At 39.5% G+C, this 18,277-nt stretch carries 18 protein-coding genes; 7 read left to right on the forward strand and 11 right to left on the reverse strand.

Features of this window, described 5'->3' with window-relative positions; translation table 11 throughout:
• The first annotated feature begins 52 nt into the window (after nucleotides 1-52).
• Nucleotides 53-679 (forward strand): spore protease YyaC, encoded by a 627-nt coding sequence (gene yyaC, locus LCD32_RS18570; protein ID WP_025208343.1) that lies wholly within the window; start codon nucleotides 53-55, stop codon nucleotides 677-679.
• Between the two features lie 25 nt (nucleotides 680-704).
• On the opposite strand, the gene LCD32_RS18575 is transcribed toward yyaC, so the two are convergent.
• The 11 genes from LCD32_RS18575 to rpmH all read right to left on the reverse strand — a co-directional run bounded on the left by LCD32_RS18575 (nucleotide 705) and on the right by rpmH (nucleotide 11,045).
• Nucleotides 705-1,559 (reverse strand): ParB/RepB/Spo0J family partition protein, encoded by an 855-nt coding sequence (locus tag LCD32_RS18575; RefSeq protein ID WP_035704116.1) that lies wholly within the window; start codon nucleotides 1,557-1,559, stop codon nucleotides 705-707.
• A complete protein-coding gene (gene soj, locus LCD32_RS18580; RefSeq protein ID WP_008360890.1) occupies nucleotides 1,552-2,313 on the reverse strand; it encodes a sporulation initiation inhibitor protein Soj in 762 nt (253 codons plus the stop codon). The genes LCD32_RS18575 and soj overlap by 8 nt, the downstream gene beginning before the upstream one ends.
• A 236-nt stretch (nucleotides 2,314-2,549) precedes the next feature.
• Nucleotides 2,550-3,383, reverse strand: coding sequence for a YiiX/YebB-like N1pC/P60 family cysteine hydrolase (locus LCD32_RS18585; RefSeq protein WP_041508097.1), 834 nt, complete (start codon nucleotides 3,381-3,383; stop codon nucleotides 2,550-2,552).
• Between the two features lie 128 nt (nucleotides 3,384-3,511).
• Complete coding sequence (noc, locus tag LCD32_RS18590; protein WP_024718432.1) at nucleotides 3,512-4,387, reverse strand: nucleoid occlusion protein; 876 nt, start codon at nucleotides 4,385-4,387, stop codon at nucleotides 3,512-3,514.
• A gap of 105 nt (nucleotides 4,388-4,492) precedes the next feature.
• Nucleotides 4,493-5,212: a 16S rRNA (guanine(527)-N(7))-methyltransferase RsmG gene (gene rsmG, locus LCD32_RS18595; RefSeq protein WP_007497477.1), complete on the reverse strand. Its 720-nt coding sequence runs from the start codon at nucleotides 5,210-5,212 to the stop codon at nucleotides 4,493-4,495.
• Nucleotides 5,213-5,225: 13 nt separating this feature from the next.
• The gene (mnmG, locus tag LCD32_RS18600; protein ID WP_039169033.1) at nucleotides 5,226-7,112 is read right to left on the reverse strand and encodes a tRNA uridine-5-carboxymethylaminomethyl(34) synthesis enzyme MnmG; all 1,887 of its coding nucleotides are present in this window, start codon (nucleotides 7,110-7,112) and stop codon (nucleotides 5,226-5,228) included.
• A 17-nt stretch (nucleotides 7,113-7,129) separates the two neighbouring features.
• Nucleotides 7,130-8,509 carry a tRNA uridine-5-carboxymethylaminomethyl(34) synthesis GTPase MnmE gene (gene mnmE / locus LCD32_RS18605; protein ID WP_224564504.1) on the reverse strand — a complete coding sequence of 460 codons (1,380 nt, stop codon included), beginning with the start codon at nucleotides 8,507-8,509 and terminating at the stop codon, nucleotides 7,130-7,132.
• A 402-nt stretch (nucleotides 8,510-8,911) separates the two neighbouring features.
• The gene (gene jag, locus LCD32_RS18610) at nucleotides 8,912-9,535 is read right to left on the reverse strand and encodes an RNA-binding cell elongation regulator Jag/EloR (protein WP_039169037.1); all 624 of its coding nucleotides are present in this window, start codon (nucleotides 9,533-9,535) and stop codon (nucleotides 8,912-8,914) included.
• Nucleotides 9,532-10,314, reverse strand: coding sequence for a YidC family membrane integrase SpoIIIJ (gene spoIIIJ / locus LCD32_RS18615; RefSeq protein ID WP_089374159.1), 783 nt, complete (start codon nucleotides 10,312-10,314; stop codon nucleotides 9,532-9,534). The genes jag and spoIIIJ overlap by 4 nt, the downstream gene beginning before the upstream one ends.
• Before the next feature lie 158 nt (nucleotides 10,315-10,472).
• Complete coding sequence (rnpA, locus tag LCD32_RS18620) at nucleotides 10,473-10,832, reverse strand: ribonuclease P protein component (RefSeq protein WP_008347592.1); 360 nt, start codon at nucleotides 10,830-10,832, stop codon at nucleotides 10,473-10,475.
• A 78-nt stretch (nucleotides 10,833-10,910) separates the two neighbouring features.
• Nucleotides 10,911-11,045: a 50S ribosomal protein L34 gene (rpmH, locus tag LCD32_RS18625; protein ID WP_008360908.1), complete on the reverse strand. Its 135-nt coding sequence runs from the start codon at nucleotides 11,043-11,045 to the stop codon at nucleotides 10,911-10,913.
• Between the two features lie 620 nt (nucleotides 11,046-11,665).
• Between rpmH and dnaA the strand changes: the two genes are divergently transcribed.
• The 6 genes from dnaA (at nucleotide 11,666) to gyrB (ending at nucleotide 18,069) form a co-directional block, all read left to right on the forward strand.
• Nucleotides 11,666-13,006 carry a chromosomal replication initiator protein DnaA gene (dnaA, locus tag LCD32_RS18630; RefSeq protein ID WP_041092146.1) on the forward strand — a complete coding sequence of 447 codons (1,341 nt, stop codon included), beginning with the start codon at nucleotides 11,666-11,668 and terminating at the stop codon, nucleotides 13,004-13,006.
• Between the two features lie 194 nt (nucleotides 13,007-13,200).
• Nucleotides 13,201-14,337, forward strand: a complete 1,137-nt coding sequence (gene dnaN / locus LCD32_RS18635; protein ID WP_008347596.1) for a DNA polymerase III subunit beta — start codon at nucleotides 13,201-13,203, stop codon at nucleotides 14,335-14,337.
• A gap of 150 nt (nucleotides 14,338-14,487) precedes the next feature.
• The gene (yaaA, locus tag LCD32_RS18640) at nucleotides 14,488-14,703 is read left to right on the forward strand and encodes a S4 domain-containing protein YaaA (protein ID WP_008347598.1); all 216 of its coding nucleotides are present in this window, start codon (nucleotides 14,488-14,490) and stop codon (nucleotides 14,701-14,703) included.
• Nucleotides 14,704-14,719: 16 nt separating this feature from the next.
• Nucleotides 14,720-15,832, forward strand: coding sequence for a DNA replication/repair protein RecF (gene recF, locus LCD32_RS18645; protein ID WP_007497487.1), 1,113 nt, complete (start codon nucleotides 14,720-14,722; stop codon nucleotides 15,830-15,832).
• Between the two features lie 17 nt (nucleotides 15,833-15,849).
• On the forward strand, nucleotides 15,850-16,095 hold the full coding sequence (remB, locus tag LCD32_RS18650; RefSeq protein WP_024718423.1) for an extracellular matrix regulator RemB: 246 nt from the start codon (nucleotides 15,850-15,852) through the stop codon (nucleotides 16,093-16,095).
• A 57-nt stretch (nucleotides 16,096-16,152) separates the two neighbouring features.
• Nucleotides 16,153-18,069, forward strand: a complete 1,917-nt coding sequence (gene gyrB / locus LCD32_RS18655; RefSeq protein WP_024718422.1) for a DNA topoisomerase (ATP-hydrolyzing) subunit B — start codon at nucleotides 16,153-16,155, stop codon at nucleotides 18,067-18,069.
• Nucleotides 18,070-18,277 lie beyond the last annotated feature (208 nt).

Here is an 18,277-nt window from a genome sequence, read left to right on the forward strand (position 1 = left end):
AAGCTTGTTTCCGTATACTGATACTAACTACTATGACAAGGAAGTGAGACCTATGAATAGCAAGAACGGTCTTTTTTTAAGAAATAGGGTGAAAGAATACGTGTCCCATACGGATACAAATGCCATTCAGCAGCTTAAAAGTATTTTATTCTCGCATCTTCAGAAAGCAGGAAAAAGACCCGTTGCCATCGTCTGCATAGGAACAGACCGCTCAACCGGTGACTCTCTAGGTCCACTTGTAGGAACAAAGCTTTCAAGTCTTGATTTAAAAAAGCTGCATGTATACGGCACTCTCTCTGACCCAGTGCATGCGGTCAATTTAAAGGAAAAGCTCGCTGAAATTGAACAAGCTCATAAACATCCATTTATCGTAGCCGTTGATGCCTGTTTAGGTAGAGTGAAAAGTGTAGGATCGTTTCAAATTGGAGAAGGACCGTTAAAGCCCGGTGCAGGTGTGCAAAAAGAGCTGCCAGAAGTAGGCAATATTCATATTAATGGAATCGTCAACGTGAGCGGTTTTATGGAATACTTCGTTCTCCAAAACACACGTCTTCATCTTGTAATGTCTATGGCCAATACACTTTCTGAAAGTCTATCCCACATTGATCAAATGGATTGGACGAGAGAAAAAAGCCGTTCTCTTTTCACCCCTATTCAAAATATCACGGGAAGAATATAAAAAAGACCATCTCATATCAAGATGGTCATTCCGATGATTCTCTCGTAGAAAGCAATTCAAGGATTCTTTCTAAATCTTCATTTGAGAGAAATTCAATCTCAATTTTCCCTTTTTTCTTCTGTTTCTTGATCGTCACTGAAGTACCAAAGTAATTTTGTAAGAAAGATTCTCTTTCTTTCAACACGCGATCCTTTGGTGCTTCTTTTTTCTTTGTTTCACGTGGAACATTTTCATTTAATTGCTGAACAAGTTTCTCAACCTGACGGACATTTAATCCTTCGTCCACGACCTTCTTTACCAATGGCGCCAGCTTCTTTTTGTTTTTCAAACTAAGCAGCGTGCGTCCATGTCCCATGGATAATGTTCCATCCGCAATCAGCTTCTGTACTTCATCCGGTAATGTTAATAAACGAAGGTGGTTCGCAATATGCGGTCTGCTTTTGCCTAATCGCTTGGCTAATTCCTCCTGAGTCACACTTAAGTGATCTAGTAAGGAGGCATAGGCTTCCGCTTCCTCTAATGGAGATAAATCCTCGCGCTGTAAGTTTTCTAAAAGAGCGATCTCCCTCATCAGTGTTTCTGAAAATTCCCTGACGATCGCAGGAATCGTTGTCAAACCAGCTTGTTGTGCTGCACGGAAACGGCGTTCTCCCGCGACAATGTCATATCCCTTAATGGACTTACGAACAATAATCGGCTGTAAAACACCATGCTGCTGAATCGATTCTTTGAGATCAGACAATGCATCATCATCAAACGTTTTCCTTGGCTGATAAGGGTTCGGGCGCAAATCCTTCAACTTAATTTCTTCGACAGTTTCTTCATTGGAATCCACATTGTTAAATAGCGCATTAATACCCTTTCCAAGACCTTTAGCCATTCGCATCCACTTCCTTTGCTAAGTCTAAATAGACATCTGCACCTCTTGAACGTGGATCATACAAGATAATAGGTTTCCCATGACTAGGCGCTTCACTTAGTCTCACATTTCTCGGAATCACGGTCTGATAGACTTTATCTCTAAAGTATTTTTTTACTTCTTCGATGACTTGGATTCCAAGATTTGTTCTTGCATCCAGCATTGTCAGTAAGACACCTTCAATGGCAAGGTCGGTATTTAGATGTTTCTGCACAAGACGAACCGTATTCAACAATTGACTCAATCCTTCAAGCGCATAATATTCACACTGAACCGGTATTAAAACAGAATCGGATGCAGTTAACGCATTAATCGTCAGTAATCCAAGTGATGGCGGGCAGTCAATAATCATATAATCATAATTTTGCTTCACAGATTCAAGTGCTCTTTTCAGCCTCACTTCACGTGAGATCGTAGGCACAAGCTCAATTTCCGCCCCTGCAAGCTGTATCGTCGCAGGAATGACATCAAGATTTTCGACCTCTGTCGTCTTAATCACATCAAGTACATCTGCATCGTCTACTAAAATATCGTACACGCACTTCTCTACGTCGGCCTTCTCAATCCCAATACCACTCGTGGCATTTCCCTGCGGATCAATATCAACTAACAACACTCGTTTTCCTATGTATGCTAAACACGCACCCAAATTAACAGAAGTTGTCGTCTTCCCAACGCCGCCCTTCTGGTTGGTAATCGCTATGATTTTCCCCACGATGTCACCCACTTTCAACTTAACAAGTTTCTCATTCATTCATACTTCCTATTCTATCAAAAAAAGTATGAAACGTTTGCTTTTTTTGTTCCCCCATTATAAATTCGTGGATGAATCTGTGTTTCCGTACATGAATAGATGCATAAAAATGCGCTCGAAAGATATATTGATATATCTTTTTAAAGAAAATAACGAGACAAAAAACCCCCACTTTTATAAAAGTGAGGGAGATACAATCAAAAGTTTAGCCCGCCAATTTTTCGGCCTTCACTTACAATGACTTTAGGTGTCACTGTTTTATAGTTCTTCTTTTTCAAAAACCCATAGGGTGCTTTAATGGTAAATGTGGCATGTCCAACAGCGTCCCCGGTTTTCGCGTAAGCCTGCCATACAATCTTTGAACAATAAGTAGGGTCCAAGGATTGAATAGACATAGTGATCGAATATCGAGCCTTCGGATGGTCTTTCACGTAATCGTGCGCCCAATCCCCAGCTAAATCTGCCTTTTCCTGATGATTAATCCGAATCACCTTTGTATTGGCACTATAGCGAAACCAGCTTTGAATGGAATCAATATTGGGATGCTGCCGGAACCCAGGAATGGATGCATAGCTTTTCTCATTAATGACGATGCCTGCATGACCAATTAAACCATTCAAAGCACCAGTGCTCGTCACCAATATATCCCCTTTTTGAGGCATAATATCGGTTCCAGGATACGGTTTACCAAAAAGATGGCGAATGGTATTCGGCCTTTCATCCGTTACCATTTCATCCTGTTTGTTTTGCCTTAAACCATAGTTCTCCAAATCATCATCAGCTGTGATTACATCGATCGCATCGTCCTGAGACGCTTGCTCTTGATTTAATTGTTGAACCGTTACATCTGTCGAAACCACACCTTGTTTCTTCAGAGTACTCAGTTCTTCTTTCGTAATCGTTTCTTCCGCTGAATGAGTATCATGATTCGTTGACGTGCTCACAGCAAACACAGTCGTTTCATTTGAAAAAAGAGAAAAAGAGATTAGTAAATAACAGATAATAGCAAAAATAGTCTTTTTCATTTTCATCAGTTATATGTCACCTCCCTTCTACTATGAAAATCATATTTTACCAATTAATTAATAATAAGTAAATATCATGAATTGAAGGGAGAGAAAGACAAAAAAGCTGACGAGTAATGCTCATCAGCTTCTTTCTATTTAGGAATTCGAATCGTTAATTGGATATATTCCTCAAATTCTTCTTCCTCGGTATTTATTTTAAGTCCGCTGTCTTCTACCATGTGGAGAGACTGACGAATGGTATTCATCGCAATTCGCGTATCTCGGCTAAACGCCTTACGTTTCGGCTTCGGTTTGCGATCTGTTTTTTGTTCAAGCATCTTCACTACACGCTCTTCAGTCTGTTTCACATTCAGCTGCTTTTCGATGATTTCCTGCAACAGCGTGATCTGTAATTCTGGCAGCTTTAGAGGTACAAGTGAACGGGCATGTCTCTCTGAGATTTTTTTCTCCAAAATGGCTTGCTGTACCTCTTCAGGCAACTTTAAAAGTCTTAGTTTGTTTGCAACAGTCGATTGTCCCTTACCTAAACGCTGAGCAAGCGCTTCTTGCGTTAAATCATGAAGCTCTAGAAGACGTGCATAAGCATGAGCCTCTTCAATTGCAGACAGCTCTTCTCTTTGCAAATTTTCAATCAATGCCACAGATGCCGTTTCCGTATCAGTAAAATCTTTTATAATAGCGGGGATCTTCTCCCATTGAAGAGTTTGTACCGCTCTCCAACGTCTTTCGCCGGCGATCAGTTCATATTTTCCTTCTTCTTCTGTTGGTCTAACAACAATCGGTTGAATAATGCCATGGGTATGAATGGTTGTGGCCAGCTCTTGTATCTTTTCTTCTGAAAAAATGGTGCGTGGCTGAAAACGGTTAGGCATAATTGTGTCGACCGGGAGCTCCTGTATCTCTTCCTTTAATGTTTCATGCTCAGCAATCTCTGCCTCTATTTCGGTATCACGCTCAGGATGTTCTTTGTCACCAAGCCCGAAGAAGCGTGAGAGTGAATGCTTCATGAACCTACACCACCTTTAAAAACTACCTTTTTATAATTCTATTTTCTCATGTTTTTTCCTTCTGTAAAATCATAAATATTGAAGAAAAACCGACCTTTTACATGATCAACCCTCTATTGGTGATTTATTAGGTGTTCCTGGTTTTCTAGGATATTTTTTTGGTGTTTGTTTTTTCTTTTCAATGACAATGATGTTCCGTTCGCTTTCTTCTAAAGGAAGAACAAAGGAATGCTTTTCAACAACCTCTCCTCCGAGGACAGTAACAGCTTTTTTTCCTGCTTGCATCTCTTCATCTGCAGCAGATGCTTTTAATGCAACAAACAAACCTTCCTTTTTCACAAGAGGCAGGCATAGTTCGCTCAAGACAGATAAGCGCGCAACTGCTCTAGCGGTGACAAGGTCATAGCTTTCACGTTGATCTTTACGTTGTCCAAAGGTCTCCGCACGATCATGATAAAAAGTAGTATCTTGTAAGTTTAACCCTTTTGCTAACTCATTGAGAAACGTAATGCGTTTCTGGAGAGAATCAACAATGGTCACATGTAGATGAGGGAAACAAATTTTAAGAGGAATGCTTGGAAAACCAGCACCAGCTCCAATATCACAAATTGTTGTCACATTGTGAAAATCAATAAAAAATGCTGCTGATATCGAGTCATAAAAATGCTTTAAATATACTTCTTCCTTTTCTGTAATGGACGTTAAATTCATCTTCTCGTTCCATTCTACAAGCATATGGAAGTAAGTTTCAAATTGTTCAAGCTGCACTGGAGAAAGAGTGATCCCTTTCTCCTCTAGTGCTGCTGTAAATTGTTCAATGTTCATGCCGACATCCTTTCTACTCTGCTATCTTCGCAATACGTCCCTGCTCCAAATACACTAAAAGGATAGAAATATCAGCAGGGTTAACGCCTGAAATACGAGAAGCCTGTGCAACAGAAAGCGGTCGGACTTCTTTTAGCTTTTGCTTCGCTTCAGTTGCAATCCCTTTGATGGCATCATAATCGATTCGATCCGGAATCTTTTTATTTTCCATCTTTTTCAGCTTTTCAACTTGTTGGAGCGACTTTTCAATATAACCTTCATATTTAATTTGAATCTCTACCTGTTCACACACATCAGCAGGAAGCGGTGTGTCAGCAGGAGCTAGTTTCACAACAGATTCATAGTTCATCTCTGGACGCTTCATCAGATCACTAGCGCGAATACCGTCCTTCAATTCACTTCCACCAAGAGAACGGATATATTCCTGTGTCTCTGCTGTAGGTTTAATAATGACAGAATATAAACGTTTTTTCTCTGCTTCAATAGCCTCTTTTTTCTGTGTGAATGCTTGGAATCTCTCTTCAGAAATTAAACCAATGTTATATCCAAGTTCCGTTAATCTTAAATCAGCATTGTCATGACGCAGAAGTAAGCGGTACTCTGCACGAGAAGTTAAAAGACGGTAAGGTTCATTTGTACCCTTCGTGACAAGATCATCAATGAGAACACCGATATATGCATCAGATCGGCTTAAAATGACTTCTTCTTTACCCAATGCTTTTCTTCCTGCATTGATACCTGCCATAATTCCTTGACCTGCAGCTTCCTCATAACCAGAGGTACCATTAATTTGGCCAGCTGTATATAATCCAGAAATTTTCTTCGTCTCAAGTGTCGGCCACAATTGTGTAGGCACAATCGCATCATACTCAATGGCATAACCCGCTCGCATCATTTGTACATTTTCAAGCCCTGGAATGGTTGACAGCATTCGCTGCTGTACATCCTCTGGCAGACTTGTAGATAAACCTTGAACATACACTTCTTGCGTATTACGGCCTTCTGGCTCTAAGAAAATTTGATGTCTCGGTTTATCATTAAAACGAACCACCTTATCCTCAATAGACGGGCAGTATCTAGGACCTGTTCCTTTAATCATACCTGAATACATAGGAGAACGGTGAAGATTCTCATCAATAATTTGATGAGTCTCTAAACTCGTGTATGTTAACCAGCATGGTAATTGATCTGTAATATATTCCACAGTTTCATAAGAAAACGCACGTGGTACATCATCACCTGGTTGAATTTCCGTCTTACTATAATCAATCGAGTGACTGTTTACTCGAGGTGGTGTCCCAGTTTTAAAGCGAACCAAATCGAATCCTAATTCTGCTAGATGATCCGATAATTTAATGGAAGGCTGCTGATTATTAGGACCGCTTGAATAAGAAAGATCACCTAAAATAATGCGGCCTTTTAAGAAAGTACCAGTCGTTAGAACAACAGACTTCGCGCGATAATTTGCACCTGTTTGAGTCACAACACCTTTACATTCATCATCTTCTACAATTAAATGATCTACCATCCCTTGCAGCATTGTTAGGTTTGGTTCATTTTCCATTGTTTTTTTCATTTCGTGCTGATATTGAAACTTATCTGCTTGCGCTCTTAACGCACGGACAGCAGGTCCTTTCCCAGTATTCAGCATACGCATTTGAATGTGCGTCTTATCTATATTTCGTGCCATTTCCCCGCCTAGCGCATCAATTTCTCTGACGACAATCCCTTTAGCGGGACCTCCTACGGACGGATTACATGGCATAAAAGCAACCATATCGAGATTGATGGTCAATACAAGTGTTTTGGCGCCCTGTCTTGCAGAAGCAAGAGCAGCCTCAACACCAGCATGACCGGCACCGACGACGATTACATCATATTGGCCAGCTTCATAACCCATTTCTTTTGTTCCTCCCTTTACTTTCCTAAACAGAATTGAGAGAATAACTGATCGATTAAGCTTTCATGAACAGCATCCCCAATAATTTCACCTAGCTGCTCCCAGCAGCGTGTTAAATCTATTTGAACAATGTCGATCGGTACATTCATTTCAATTCCTTCTAGAGCATCTTCAATCGATTGTTTTGCTTCTTGAAGGAGCGCAATATGCCTAGTATTGCTCACATACGTTAAATCTCCACTTTCAATTGAGCCTGTGAAGAATAAAGATTGAATGGCCATTTCAAGCTCATCAATCCCTTTTTCTTGTAATAAAGATGTTGTAACAACCGGACGATCCTTCGCTAACTCTTTTACCTTTTCTACATCAAGTTTAGGCTCAAGATCTGTCTTATTGACAATCACAATAATATCCATACCTGAGACAGCCTCAAATAGCTTAATATCTTCCTCAGATAACTCTTCACTATAATTGAGCACAAGTAAAATCAGGTCAGCTTCTTTTAAGACCTGTCTTGATCGCTCGACCCCAATACGCTCAACAATGTCTTCAGTCTCACGTATACCCGCAGTATCTACTAAACGGAGCGGTACTCCTCTTACATTCACATATTCCTCGATGACATCTCTGGTTGTTCCAGGAATATCGGTCACAATCGCCTTTGTTTCCTGAACAAGACTATTTAATAAGGAAGACTTCCCAACATTTGGCCTTCCAATAATAACAGTGGATAAGCCCTCACGTAGGATTTTCCCCTGCTGTGAAGTCGTTAGAAGCGATTCAATTTCCTTTTTCACAGATGTCGCCTTTTCAACTAAGACTCGATGTGTCATTTCTTCCACATCGTCATACTCTGGATAATCAATATTCACTTCTACATGGGCAAGTGTCTCCAATATCTCACCACGAAGACGTTTAATCAAACCGGAGAGACGTCCCTCCATTTGAGTCATTGCGACATTCATCGCACGGTCAGTTTTTGCACGAATCAAGTCCATTACGGCTTCTGCTTGTGACAAGTCGATTCTTCCATTTAGGAAAGCACGTTTTGTAAACTCACCTGGCTCCGCTAATCTCGCTCCTTCTTTTAAAGCAAGCTGCAAGACTTTATTGACCGTGACAATTCCGCCATGGCAGTTGATCTCAATAACGTCTTCTCTCGTAAATGTTTTTGGCGCTCTTAATACAGACACCATGACCTCTTCTATCACTTGCTCGGTATTTGAATCTACAATATGACCATAATGAATGGTATGAGAATCCACTGATACAAGTTTTTTTTCCTTAGGCCCCTTATACATGCGATCAGCAATCTGAACTGCATCAGGCCCGCTTAAACGTATAATGGCAATTGCCCCTTCACCCATTGGTGTAGAAATTGCTGCAATTGTATCCACCGCTCATTCACCTCTTTCTCTATTCAATAGACAGTCTTATATCTATTAAATGGACGTTGTCCATCTCTATATCAAAAACGCTTAATCCAAAATTTAAAGATACCACAAATGCATGCGAAGCGAAAGTAGCCCACATTTAATTATCCACAGTTTTGCACCCTGTCTATTTTAACACTTAACTTATCCACATGTGAATAACGACGTTCTAAACTTGTCTTCACATCTTACACCTAAATCCAATAAATTAAAACGTCCTTCTCCCTTTGCAACTAAGGGAAAATGACGTTTTCGATTTAAATAACACACTAACTTTTTAGAAATAAAGGATTAATCTACTATTAAAAGGTAATTTTTCAATAAAAAAAGACTAAAATCCAGCTTTGCTGAATCTTAGCCTTTCTGCTATTTTTTATACATCACCACAACATGACGCTTGCTGCCTGTATCTTCGGATGCCGTGGCAAGTTCTTTAGAAAATGCTGCAATCGTATCATGAACGACTTTTCGTTCATTCGAAGGCATCGGTTCTAAATGAACCTTTCTCTTCGTTTTTAAAACACGATTTGCCGTTTTGATTGCGTATTGTTCAAGTGCTTCTTGTCGTTTCTTCCTATAATCTCCAATATCAATTGTAATATGATGATACTGATCAGAATAACGATTAAACACTAACTGCACCAAGGTTTCTAAAGAGTACAGTGTTTGTCCTCTTTTTCCAATCATTAATGAAGTTTTGTCTCCATCAATGTGAAAAGAGATCTTTTTCGTTTCTTTTTTCGAAACAATGTTTGCTTTAGGATCAATTGATTTAACAATTTTATCTAAATACTGTGTTGCTAATTTGAGCGCATCTCGCTTTTCTACTAACTTGACAACAGCTTGTCTTTTACCAAATAATCCTAAAAATCCTTTGTTTCCTTTATCTACTATTGTGATATCCACTTCTTCTTGTAGTAGTTGAATTTGTTTCAGTCCGGAATCTACTGCTTCTTCGACTGTGCGACCGACAGCAGTTATTTCCTTCATTTTTTGTTCCCGCCAGCTTTTTCTTTTGTATCAACTTTTACTTGAGGTGTTTTAATGACCAACGTTTGAATGATCATGAAAATGTTACCTACAACCCAGTACAGTGAAAGTGCCGCTGGGAAACTGATTGCAAATACAATGATCATAATCGGCATCACCCAAAGCATAATCGCCATTTGAGGGTTGTCCGAAGGATTTCCAGCCATCATTAGCTTCTGCTGAATAAAAGTAGCTACACCTGCAATAATCGGTAACAGGAATAATGGATCTGGACTGCCTAAGTCAAACCATAAGAAAGTATGTTTCTTGATTTCAGCTGTTCTCATGATCGCATGATAAAAACCAATTAAGATTGGCATTTGAATTAAGATTGGGAAACACCCTGCTAATGGATTTACACCATTCTTTTGGAAAAGAGCCATTGTTTCCTGTTGAAGCTGCTGCTGTGTTTTTTGATCTTTTGAACTATATTTTTCACGAAGCTTCTTTAGTTCTGGCTGAAGTGCTTGCATTGCTTTTGTACTTCTTAATTGTTTAATCATTAATGGTAAAATAAGCAAACGAATCAAAAGAGTTACAATAATAATCGCTACACCATAGTTTTCACCAGTTAAGTTTGCCATGTAAGTGATTAATTGAGATAGCGGGTATACAATGTAAGAATTCCAGAATCCCTTACTATCTGATGTGATTGGTTCATTGATTTGTGTACATCCTGCCAATAGAACCAACACGCCAATCAAGCTAAATATTAGTAATAATCGCCTTTTCAACAAGATTCCTCCCATTACTTCAAACTTTATTTAAGTTGGAATTGATTACGAAAGTGACTCACCTAATCAGTATGGTAACATTTTTTCATTACAAAGTGGTGGTTTCATTTTAATTCACTAGATGAAGGAAGCGCTTTTAAAAATTGATTCAACGAAAGTTTCTATTACGAAGACTTTTTCGGTTGTTGTTGATAAACAGCGGATTTTCTAAATAAATGCTGGAGAGACTTCTTTGTTTCTTCAAAGGTCAATTCGCTTGCTGGTTTTCGTGCGATAACAATGTAGTCTTTTTCTTGCTTTAGCTTATGACCTTCCTCTAAGAACACCTGACGGATCAATCGTTTAATCCGGTTTCTTATCACTGCATTACCTATCTTCTTACTGACAGACAATCCTAAACGCAGTTCTTCTTGATTTGGTTGGTCCAGCTGATAAATGACGAATTGGCGATTAGCCATTGATTGACCTTTTTTGAACACTGTTTGAAACTCTTCATTTTTTTTTAGCCTGTTTCGCTTCTTCATGTTTTCTTCCACTCCGATAAAAACTGACAGTTCATTTACGATTTTATGTAAAAAAGACCACTGACATTATTCAGTGGCCTAAGCTGATAATTTTTTTCTACCTTTGCTGCGGCGTCGCTTTAAAACTAGACGTCCGTTTTTAGAACTCATACGGCTGCGGAAGCCATGAACTTTACTACGCTTACGGTTATTTGGTTGAAACGTTCTTTTCATTTATGACACCTCCCTGAGGAATAGCTGTTTAAGACAGTCTAACTCATTATATTTGTGTAACCCATCGATTGTCAATATCAATGATAAAACTCTTATTATCAACCTTATAAGCATAACACAAGTTATCAAGTGAAGAAACCTTCTTTTTTAGTTTCCAGCATTTTATTCTTTTTTTCCTTCAAAAAAACCTTCAAAACAAGGTTGTGGATATTTTTCCGGCATATTTTGACTATCCACATCCATTATCGACATTTTTTTCACACAAATAACCTATGTGGATAATTATTTTTCAACAGGATGTAAAGTGTGTGGATAAGTTTGTGACACCCATTGCACCATCTTGTTTATTTTGATATTATATTTGTGTTTTAACTCTTAATTACTTATCTGGCCTATTTATCTTATCCACACTTTGTGGATAACCTGTGGAAAGTTATTACACAGCTTGTTGAATTGTTTATCCACAACCTGTGTAATTTGTCGAAAAGACGTTTTTCTACTATATTAATTGTTTTCAACAAAGTATGTGCACGAATGGTGATGACCATTTGCTCTTTTTCGTGTTCTATAACAGTTTGATACTGGTCATTTTAAAAAGAAAAGGAGGGGGGAGAAGCCTTATGGAAAATATTTTGGATCTGTGGAATAAAGCACTTCAAAAAATAGAGACAAAATTGAGCAAACCTAGTTTTGAAACATGGATGAAGTCCACTAAAGCCCATTCTCTTCAAGGAGATACGCTGACTATTACTGCACCTAATGAATTTGCGAGGGACTGGCTCGAGTCAAGATACCTTCACTTAATTGCAGATACCATCTATGAACTGACAGGCGAAGAGCTCAGCATCAAATTTATCATTCCTCAAAATCAGGACGAAGAGGAAGCCATGCCAAAATCTCCAATCAAAAAAATGTCGAAAGAAGAACCCGTTGAAATTCCACAAAATATGCTGAATCCAAAATATACATTTGATACTTTTGTTATTGGTTCAGGCAACCGTTTTGCTCATGCAGCTTCACTTGCAGTTGCAGAAGCACCAGCAAAAGCATATAACCCGCTTTTTATTTATGGGGGCGTTGGTTTAGGAAAGACTCACTTAATGCATGCGATCGGTCATTACGTCATCGACCATAATCCATCAGCCAAAGTGGTCTATCTATCATCTGAAAAATTTACAAATGAATTTATCAACTCAATCCGGGACAACAAAGCAGTCGATTTCCGTAATCGCTATCGGAATGTAGATGTGCTTTTGATAGATGATATTCAATTTTTAGCAGGAAAAGAACAAACACAAGAAGAGTTTTTCCATACATTCAACACACTTCACGAAGAAAGTAAGCAAATCGTCATTTCTAGTGACCGGCCGCCAAAGGAAATTCCGACACTTGAAGACAGATTACGCTCTCGATTCGAATGGGGCTTAATTACAGACATTACCCCGCCAGATCTAGAAACGCGTATTGCGATCTTACGTAAAAAAGCAAAAGCAGAAGGTTTAGACATTCCGAATGAAGTCATGCTTTATATTGCCAATCAAATCGACAGCAACATTCGGGAACTGGAAGGTGCTTTGATTCGTGTTGTTGCTTACTCTTCTTTAATCAATAAAGACATCAATGCAGATCTAGCAGCTGAGGCGCTAAAGGACATCATTCCATCGTCGAAGCCAAGGGTCATTACAATTAAAGATATTCAAAGAATTGTAGGGCAGCAATTTAATATTCGTTTAGAGGATTTCAAAGCGAAGAAACGTACGAAGTCAGTTGCTTATCCAAGACAAATTGCCATGTATCTCTCTAGAGAAATGACCGACTCCTCTCTGCCTAAAATAGGAGAAGAATTTGGAGGTCGTGATCATACGACTGTCATTCATGCTCATGAGAAGATTTCGAAATTAATGGTTGAGGATGAACAGCTTCAGCAGCACGTCAAAGAAATAAAAGAACAATTAAAATAACCTAGCTGATATAATAAGTACGGGAAAATGTGAATAACTAGAGTATAGTCATACACAGTCTGTCCACATGTGGATAGGCTGTCTTTCCTTTCTTTCTACTGACTTATCCACATATTCACAAGCCCTACTAGTACTTCTACGATTTTTATTAAATAAATATATATATGTCATTAAGAAAAATTAGGAGGACCACTATGAAATTCACGATTCAAAAAGATCGTCTTGTTGAAAGTGTCCAAGATGTATTAAAGGCCGTATCCTCTAGAACAACGATTCCTATTTTGACAGGGATTAAAATTGTTGCATCTGATGAAGGGGTTTCTCTCACAGGGAGCGATTCTGATATCTCAATCGAATCTTTTATTCCTCAAAGAGATGGAGATTTAGAAGTCATTACAATTGATCGACCGGGAAGTATTGTGCTGCAAGCCCGCTTCTTTAGCGAAATCGTTAAGAAACTGCCTATGTCTACTGTCGAAATTGAGGTAGAACAAAATCATCTGACCATCATCCGCTCTGGTTCAGCAGAATTTAATTTAAACGGCTTAGATGCTGAAGAATATCCGCATCTGCCACAAATTGAAGAGCATCATGCTTTTCAAATTCCAACAGATTTGCTTAAAAACCTTATCCGTCAAACGGTTTTCGCAGTGTCCACCTCAGAAACACGACCTATCTTGACAGGTGTAAACTGGAAGGTTGAAAAAGGTGAATTAATATGCACAGCAACGGATAGCCATCGTCTTGCTTTAAGAAAAGCGAAGTTGGATATTAACGAGGAAAGCTCGTACAATGTGGTCATTCCAGGAAAGAGTTTAACAGAGCTAAGTAAAATTCTTGATGATGGACAAGATCTTGTGAGCATCGTCATTACGGAGACACAGGTTCTCTTTAAAGCACAGAACGTGCTATTCTTCTCAAGATTGCTGGATGGTAATTACCCAGATACAGCTCGCCTCATTCCGCAAGAAAGTAAAACGGATGTAGTGGTGAATACGAAAGAATTCCTTCAAGCGATTGATCGCGCGTCACTTTTAGCAAGAGAAGGGCGTAACAACGTTGTGAAGCTTTCTGCTGATCCTGCGCAAAGCCTTGAAATCTCTTCTAATTCGCCTGAAATCGGTAAAGTAGTTGAAACGGTGCAAGCAGATGACATTAAAGGGGAGGATCTCAAAATCTCTTTCAGCCCGAAATATATGCTTGATGCTTTAAAAGTATTAGAGGGAACAGAGATTCATGTCAGTTTCACTGGCGCAATGAGACCATTCCTATTACGCACGCCAAATGATGATTCCATTTTGCAATTGATTCTTCCAGTTAGAACGTATTAATTTGGTCTAAAATGGCTGCTGTGTGAGCGCACAGCAGCTTTTTTCCTCGTTTCCTCAGCTTTCTTTCATCCCAGTTCGCTTTCCCCCTTTCCTTCTTGTCTTGTTTTTTAGTACAATTAGATATTAGTGATATTGAAAGAGGTCGATACAATGCCTAATCTGATAACGATTGAAACAGAAATGATTACATTAGGGCAGTTTTTGAAATTAGCCGAAGTCATTCAATCTGGTGGAATGGCAAAGTGGTTTTTAAGTGAACATGAGGTGTTCATCAATCAAGAGCCAGATAATAGACGGGGACGCAAATTATACCCAGGTGATGTTGTCGAGATAGAAGGTCACGGCACATTTCAAGTTGTGAATTAGAAACGGGTGACAATACATGTACATTCAAAGTCTGGCGTTAACTTCATACCGAAACTATGAACACACCGAGCTTCAATTCGACAATAAGGTGAATGTGATGATTGGTGAGAACGCCCAAGGTAAAACGAACCTGATGGAAGCGATCTATGTATTGTCGATGGCAAAGTCTCATCGTACGTCAAATGATAAAGAACTTATCCGATGGGACGAAGACTATGCTAAAATAGAAGGTAGAGTCATCAAAAAAAATGGTCCACTCCCCATGCAGCTCGTGATCTCAAAAAAAGGAAAAAAGGGTAAGGTCAATCACATTGAACAACAGAAACTCAGTCATTATGTTGGTGCCTTGAACACCATCATGTTTGCACCAGAGGATCTCAGCCTTGTGAAAGGTAGCCCGCAAATCCGCAGAAGATTCCTCGACATGGAGATTGGACAAGTGTCTGCTGTCTACTTGCATGATTTATCGCTCTATCAAAAAATCCTCACTCAGCGAAATCATTACTTGAAACAATTGCAAACAAGAAAGCAAACGGATCAAGCGATGCTGGAGATTTTAACAGAGCAGTTGATTGATGCGGCAGCGAAGGTTGTCAAAAGACGACTGACTTTTACGAAACAGCTCGAAAAATGGGCGCAGCCGCTGCATTTTGGGATTTCAAGAGAGCTGGAAACGCTCACGCTCCAATACCAGACGGCCATAGAGGTATCAGAAGCGTCAGACTTGTCGAAAATAAAAAATAGCTATGAAGAATCGTTTCAGAAACTAAGAGACAGAGAAATAGACCGAGGGGTGACGCTATGGGGGCCTCACAGAGATGATCTTCTTTTCTTTGTGAATGGTCGGGATGTTCAGACATATGGCTCTCAAGGGCAGCAAAGAACAACAGCTCTTTCACTAAAGCTGGCAGAAATTGATCTGATTCATGAAGAAATCGGTGAATACCCAATTCTTCTACTCGATGATGTTTTATCTGAACTTGATGATTACAGACAGTCTCATTTGCTCCATACCATTCAGGGACGTGTACAGACCTTCGTCACCACAACAAGTGTTGAAGGCATCGATCACGCCACCTTGAAAGAAGCGGAAATTTTCAGAGTAGCCAGTGGAAAAGTAATTGACTGATAAATGAGGTGTGGGTCTTGTATATTCATTTAGGTGATGATTGTGTTGTTTCTACACGAGAGATTGTCGCAATTGTTGATTACAAAATGAGGTCATCTTCTGTTGTAGAGGAATTTCTTCAAAAACAAGAAGAACAAATCATTTCGTTGTCACAAGGGACACCCAAATCCATCGTCGTCACAACTAAATCTGTTTATTACTCTCCTCTTTCCTCAAGCACGCTCAAAAAACGTGCTTCATTTGTGATTGAAATTGAAGTCTAAAAGCTCAATTCATATAAATATATCGTTTAAGAAAAGTGTAGGTGAATGTACGTGGCAATGGAACAGCAACATAATAGTTATGATGAAAATCAGATACAGGTGCTCGAAGGACTAGAAGCGGTTAGAAAACGTCCAGGAATGTACATTGGGTCAACCAGTGCAAAAGGACTTCACCATCTTGTATGGGAAATTGTCGACAACAGTATTGATGAGGCTTTAGCTGGTTATTGTACAGACATTACAGTGCAAATTGAAAAAGATAATAGCATCACAGTGAAAGATAACGGCCGCGGAATTCCTGTTGGGATTCATGAGAAAATGGGACGTCCTGCTGTAGAAGTGATTATGACGGTTCTTCACGCTGGTGGTAAATTTGACGGCAGCGGTTATAAAGTATCTGGCGGTTTGCATGGCGTAGGGGCATCTGTTGTTAATGCGTTATCTACGACCTTAGACGTGACTGTATACCGTGATGGGAAAATTCATTATCAACAATTCAAACGCGGTGTTCCAGTTGGAGATTTAGAGATCATTGGTGAAACAGATGTTACAGGAACAACCACTCATTTTGTGCCAGATCCAGAAATTTTTACTGAAACCATTGAATTTGATTACGACACACTTGCTAACCGTGTACGTGAGTTAGCTTTCTTAACAAAAGGCGTCAACATCATCATTGAAGACTTACGCGAAGGTAAAGAGCGAAGAAACGAATACTGCTATGAAGGCGGTATTAAGAGCTATGTAGAACATTTGAATCGCTCGAAGGAAGTCGTTCATGAAGAACCAGTTTACATCGAGGGTGAAAAAGACGGAATCACCGTTGAAGTTGCACTGCAATACAACGATTCCTATACAAGCAATATTTATTCTTTCGCCAACAACATCAACACATATGAAGGCGGAACACACGAAGCAGGCTTTAAAACCGGTCTGACGCGTGTGATCAATGATTATGCTCGTAAAAATGGCGTATTCAAAGATGGTGACTCGAATTTGAGCGGTGAAGATGTACGAGAAGGCTTAACAGCCATTATCTCTATCAAACATCCAGACCCTCAATTCGAAGGACAAACGAAGACAAAGCTCGGTAACTCAGAAGCAAGAACCATTACCGACTCCCTCTTCTCCGAAGCACTTGAGAAATTCCTTCTAGAGAACCCTGATGCTGCAAAGAAAATTGTGGAGAAAGGTGTGATGGCAGCTCGTGCAAGAATGGCTGCCAAAAAGGCACGTGAGCTGACAAGACGTAAAAGCGCACTGGAAGTCTCCAGCTTACCGGGGAAACTGGCGGATTGCTCTTCTAAAGACCCTTCCATCTCTGAGCTTTATATCGTAGAGGGAGATTCTGCGGGCGGATCTGCTAAGCAAGGTCGTGATCGACATTTCCAAGCGATCTTACCGTTAAGAGGGAAGATCCTAAACGTTGAAAAAGCACGACTAGATAAAATTTTATCTAACAACGAGGTTCGTTCAATGATTACAGCGCTAGGGACTGGAATCGGAGAAGACTTCACTTTAGAGAAAGCACGTTATCACAAAATTGTGATCATGACTGATGCTGATGTTGATGGAGCGCATATTCGGACGCTACTCCTAACATTCTTCTATCGCTACATGCGTGAAATCATTGAAAACGGTTATGTGTATATTGCACAGCCGCCTTTATATAAAGTGCAGCAAGGAAAGCGTGTTGAATACGTGTATAACGATAAACAGCTAGATGAACTGTTAAAAACACTGCCTCAAACACCGAAACCTGGACTTCAGCGTTATAAAGGTCTTGGAGAGATGAATGCTACTCAGCTTTGGGAAACAACAATGGATCCTGATGCGAGAACACTTCTTCAAGTGACACTTGAGGATGCAATCGATGCTGATGAGACTTTTGAAATGCTAATGGGAGATAAAGTAGAGCCGAGACGTAACTTTATCGAAGAAAATGCACAATACGTAAAAAATCTTGATATTTAGATAGGTATCCCCCCTTGAGAGCAACCTTATTTCTTGTTTGGAATAAGGTTGTTTTTCAAGAAACAGGGGCGTGAAACGAATGTCCTGGTTTTCTGCGTTTCGTTGATTTTCTAGTAAATAAATGTGTATAAAGGCAAGATTATTGATATAATGGAGAATAGTCTTGTGAAGATAAATACATATTTACTCCCACATAATTTATTTCATG

The organism is Bacillus sp. RSS_NA_20 (assembly GCF_020165915.1).
Taxonomy (GTDB): Bacteria; Bacillota; Bacilli; order Bacillales; family Bacillaceae; genus Bacillus; species Bacillus altitudinis.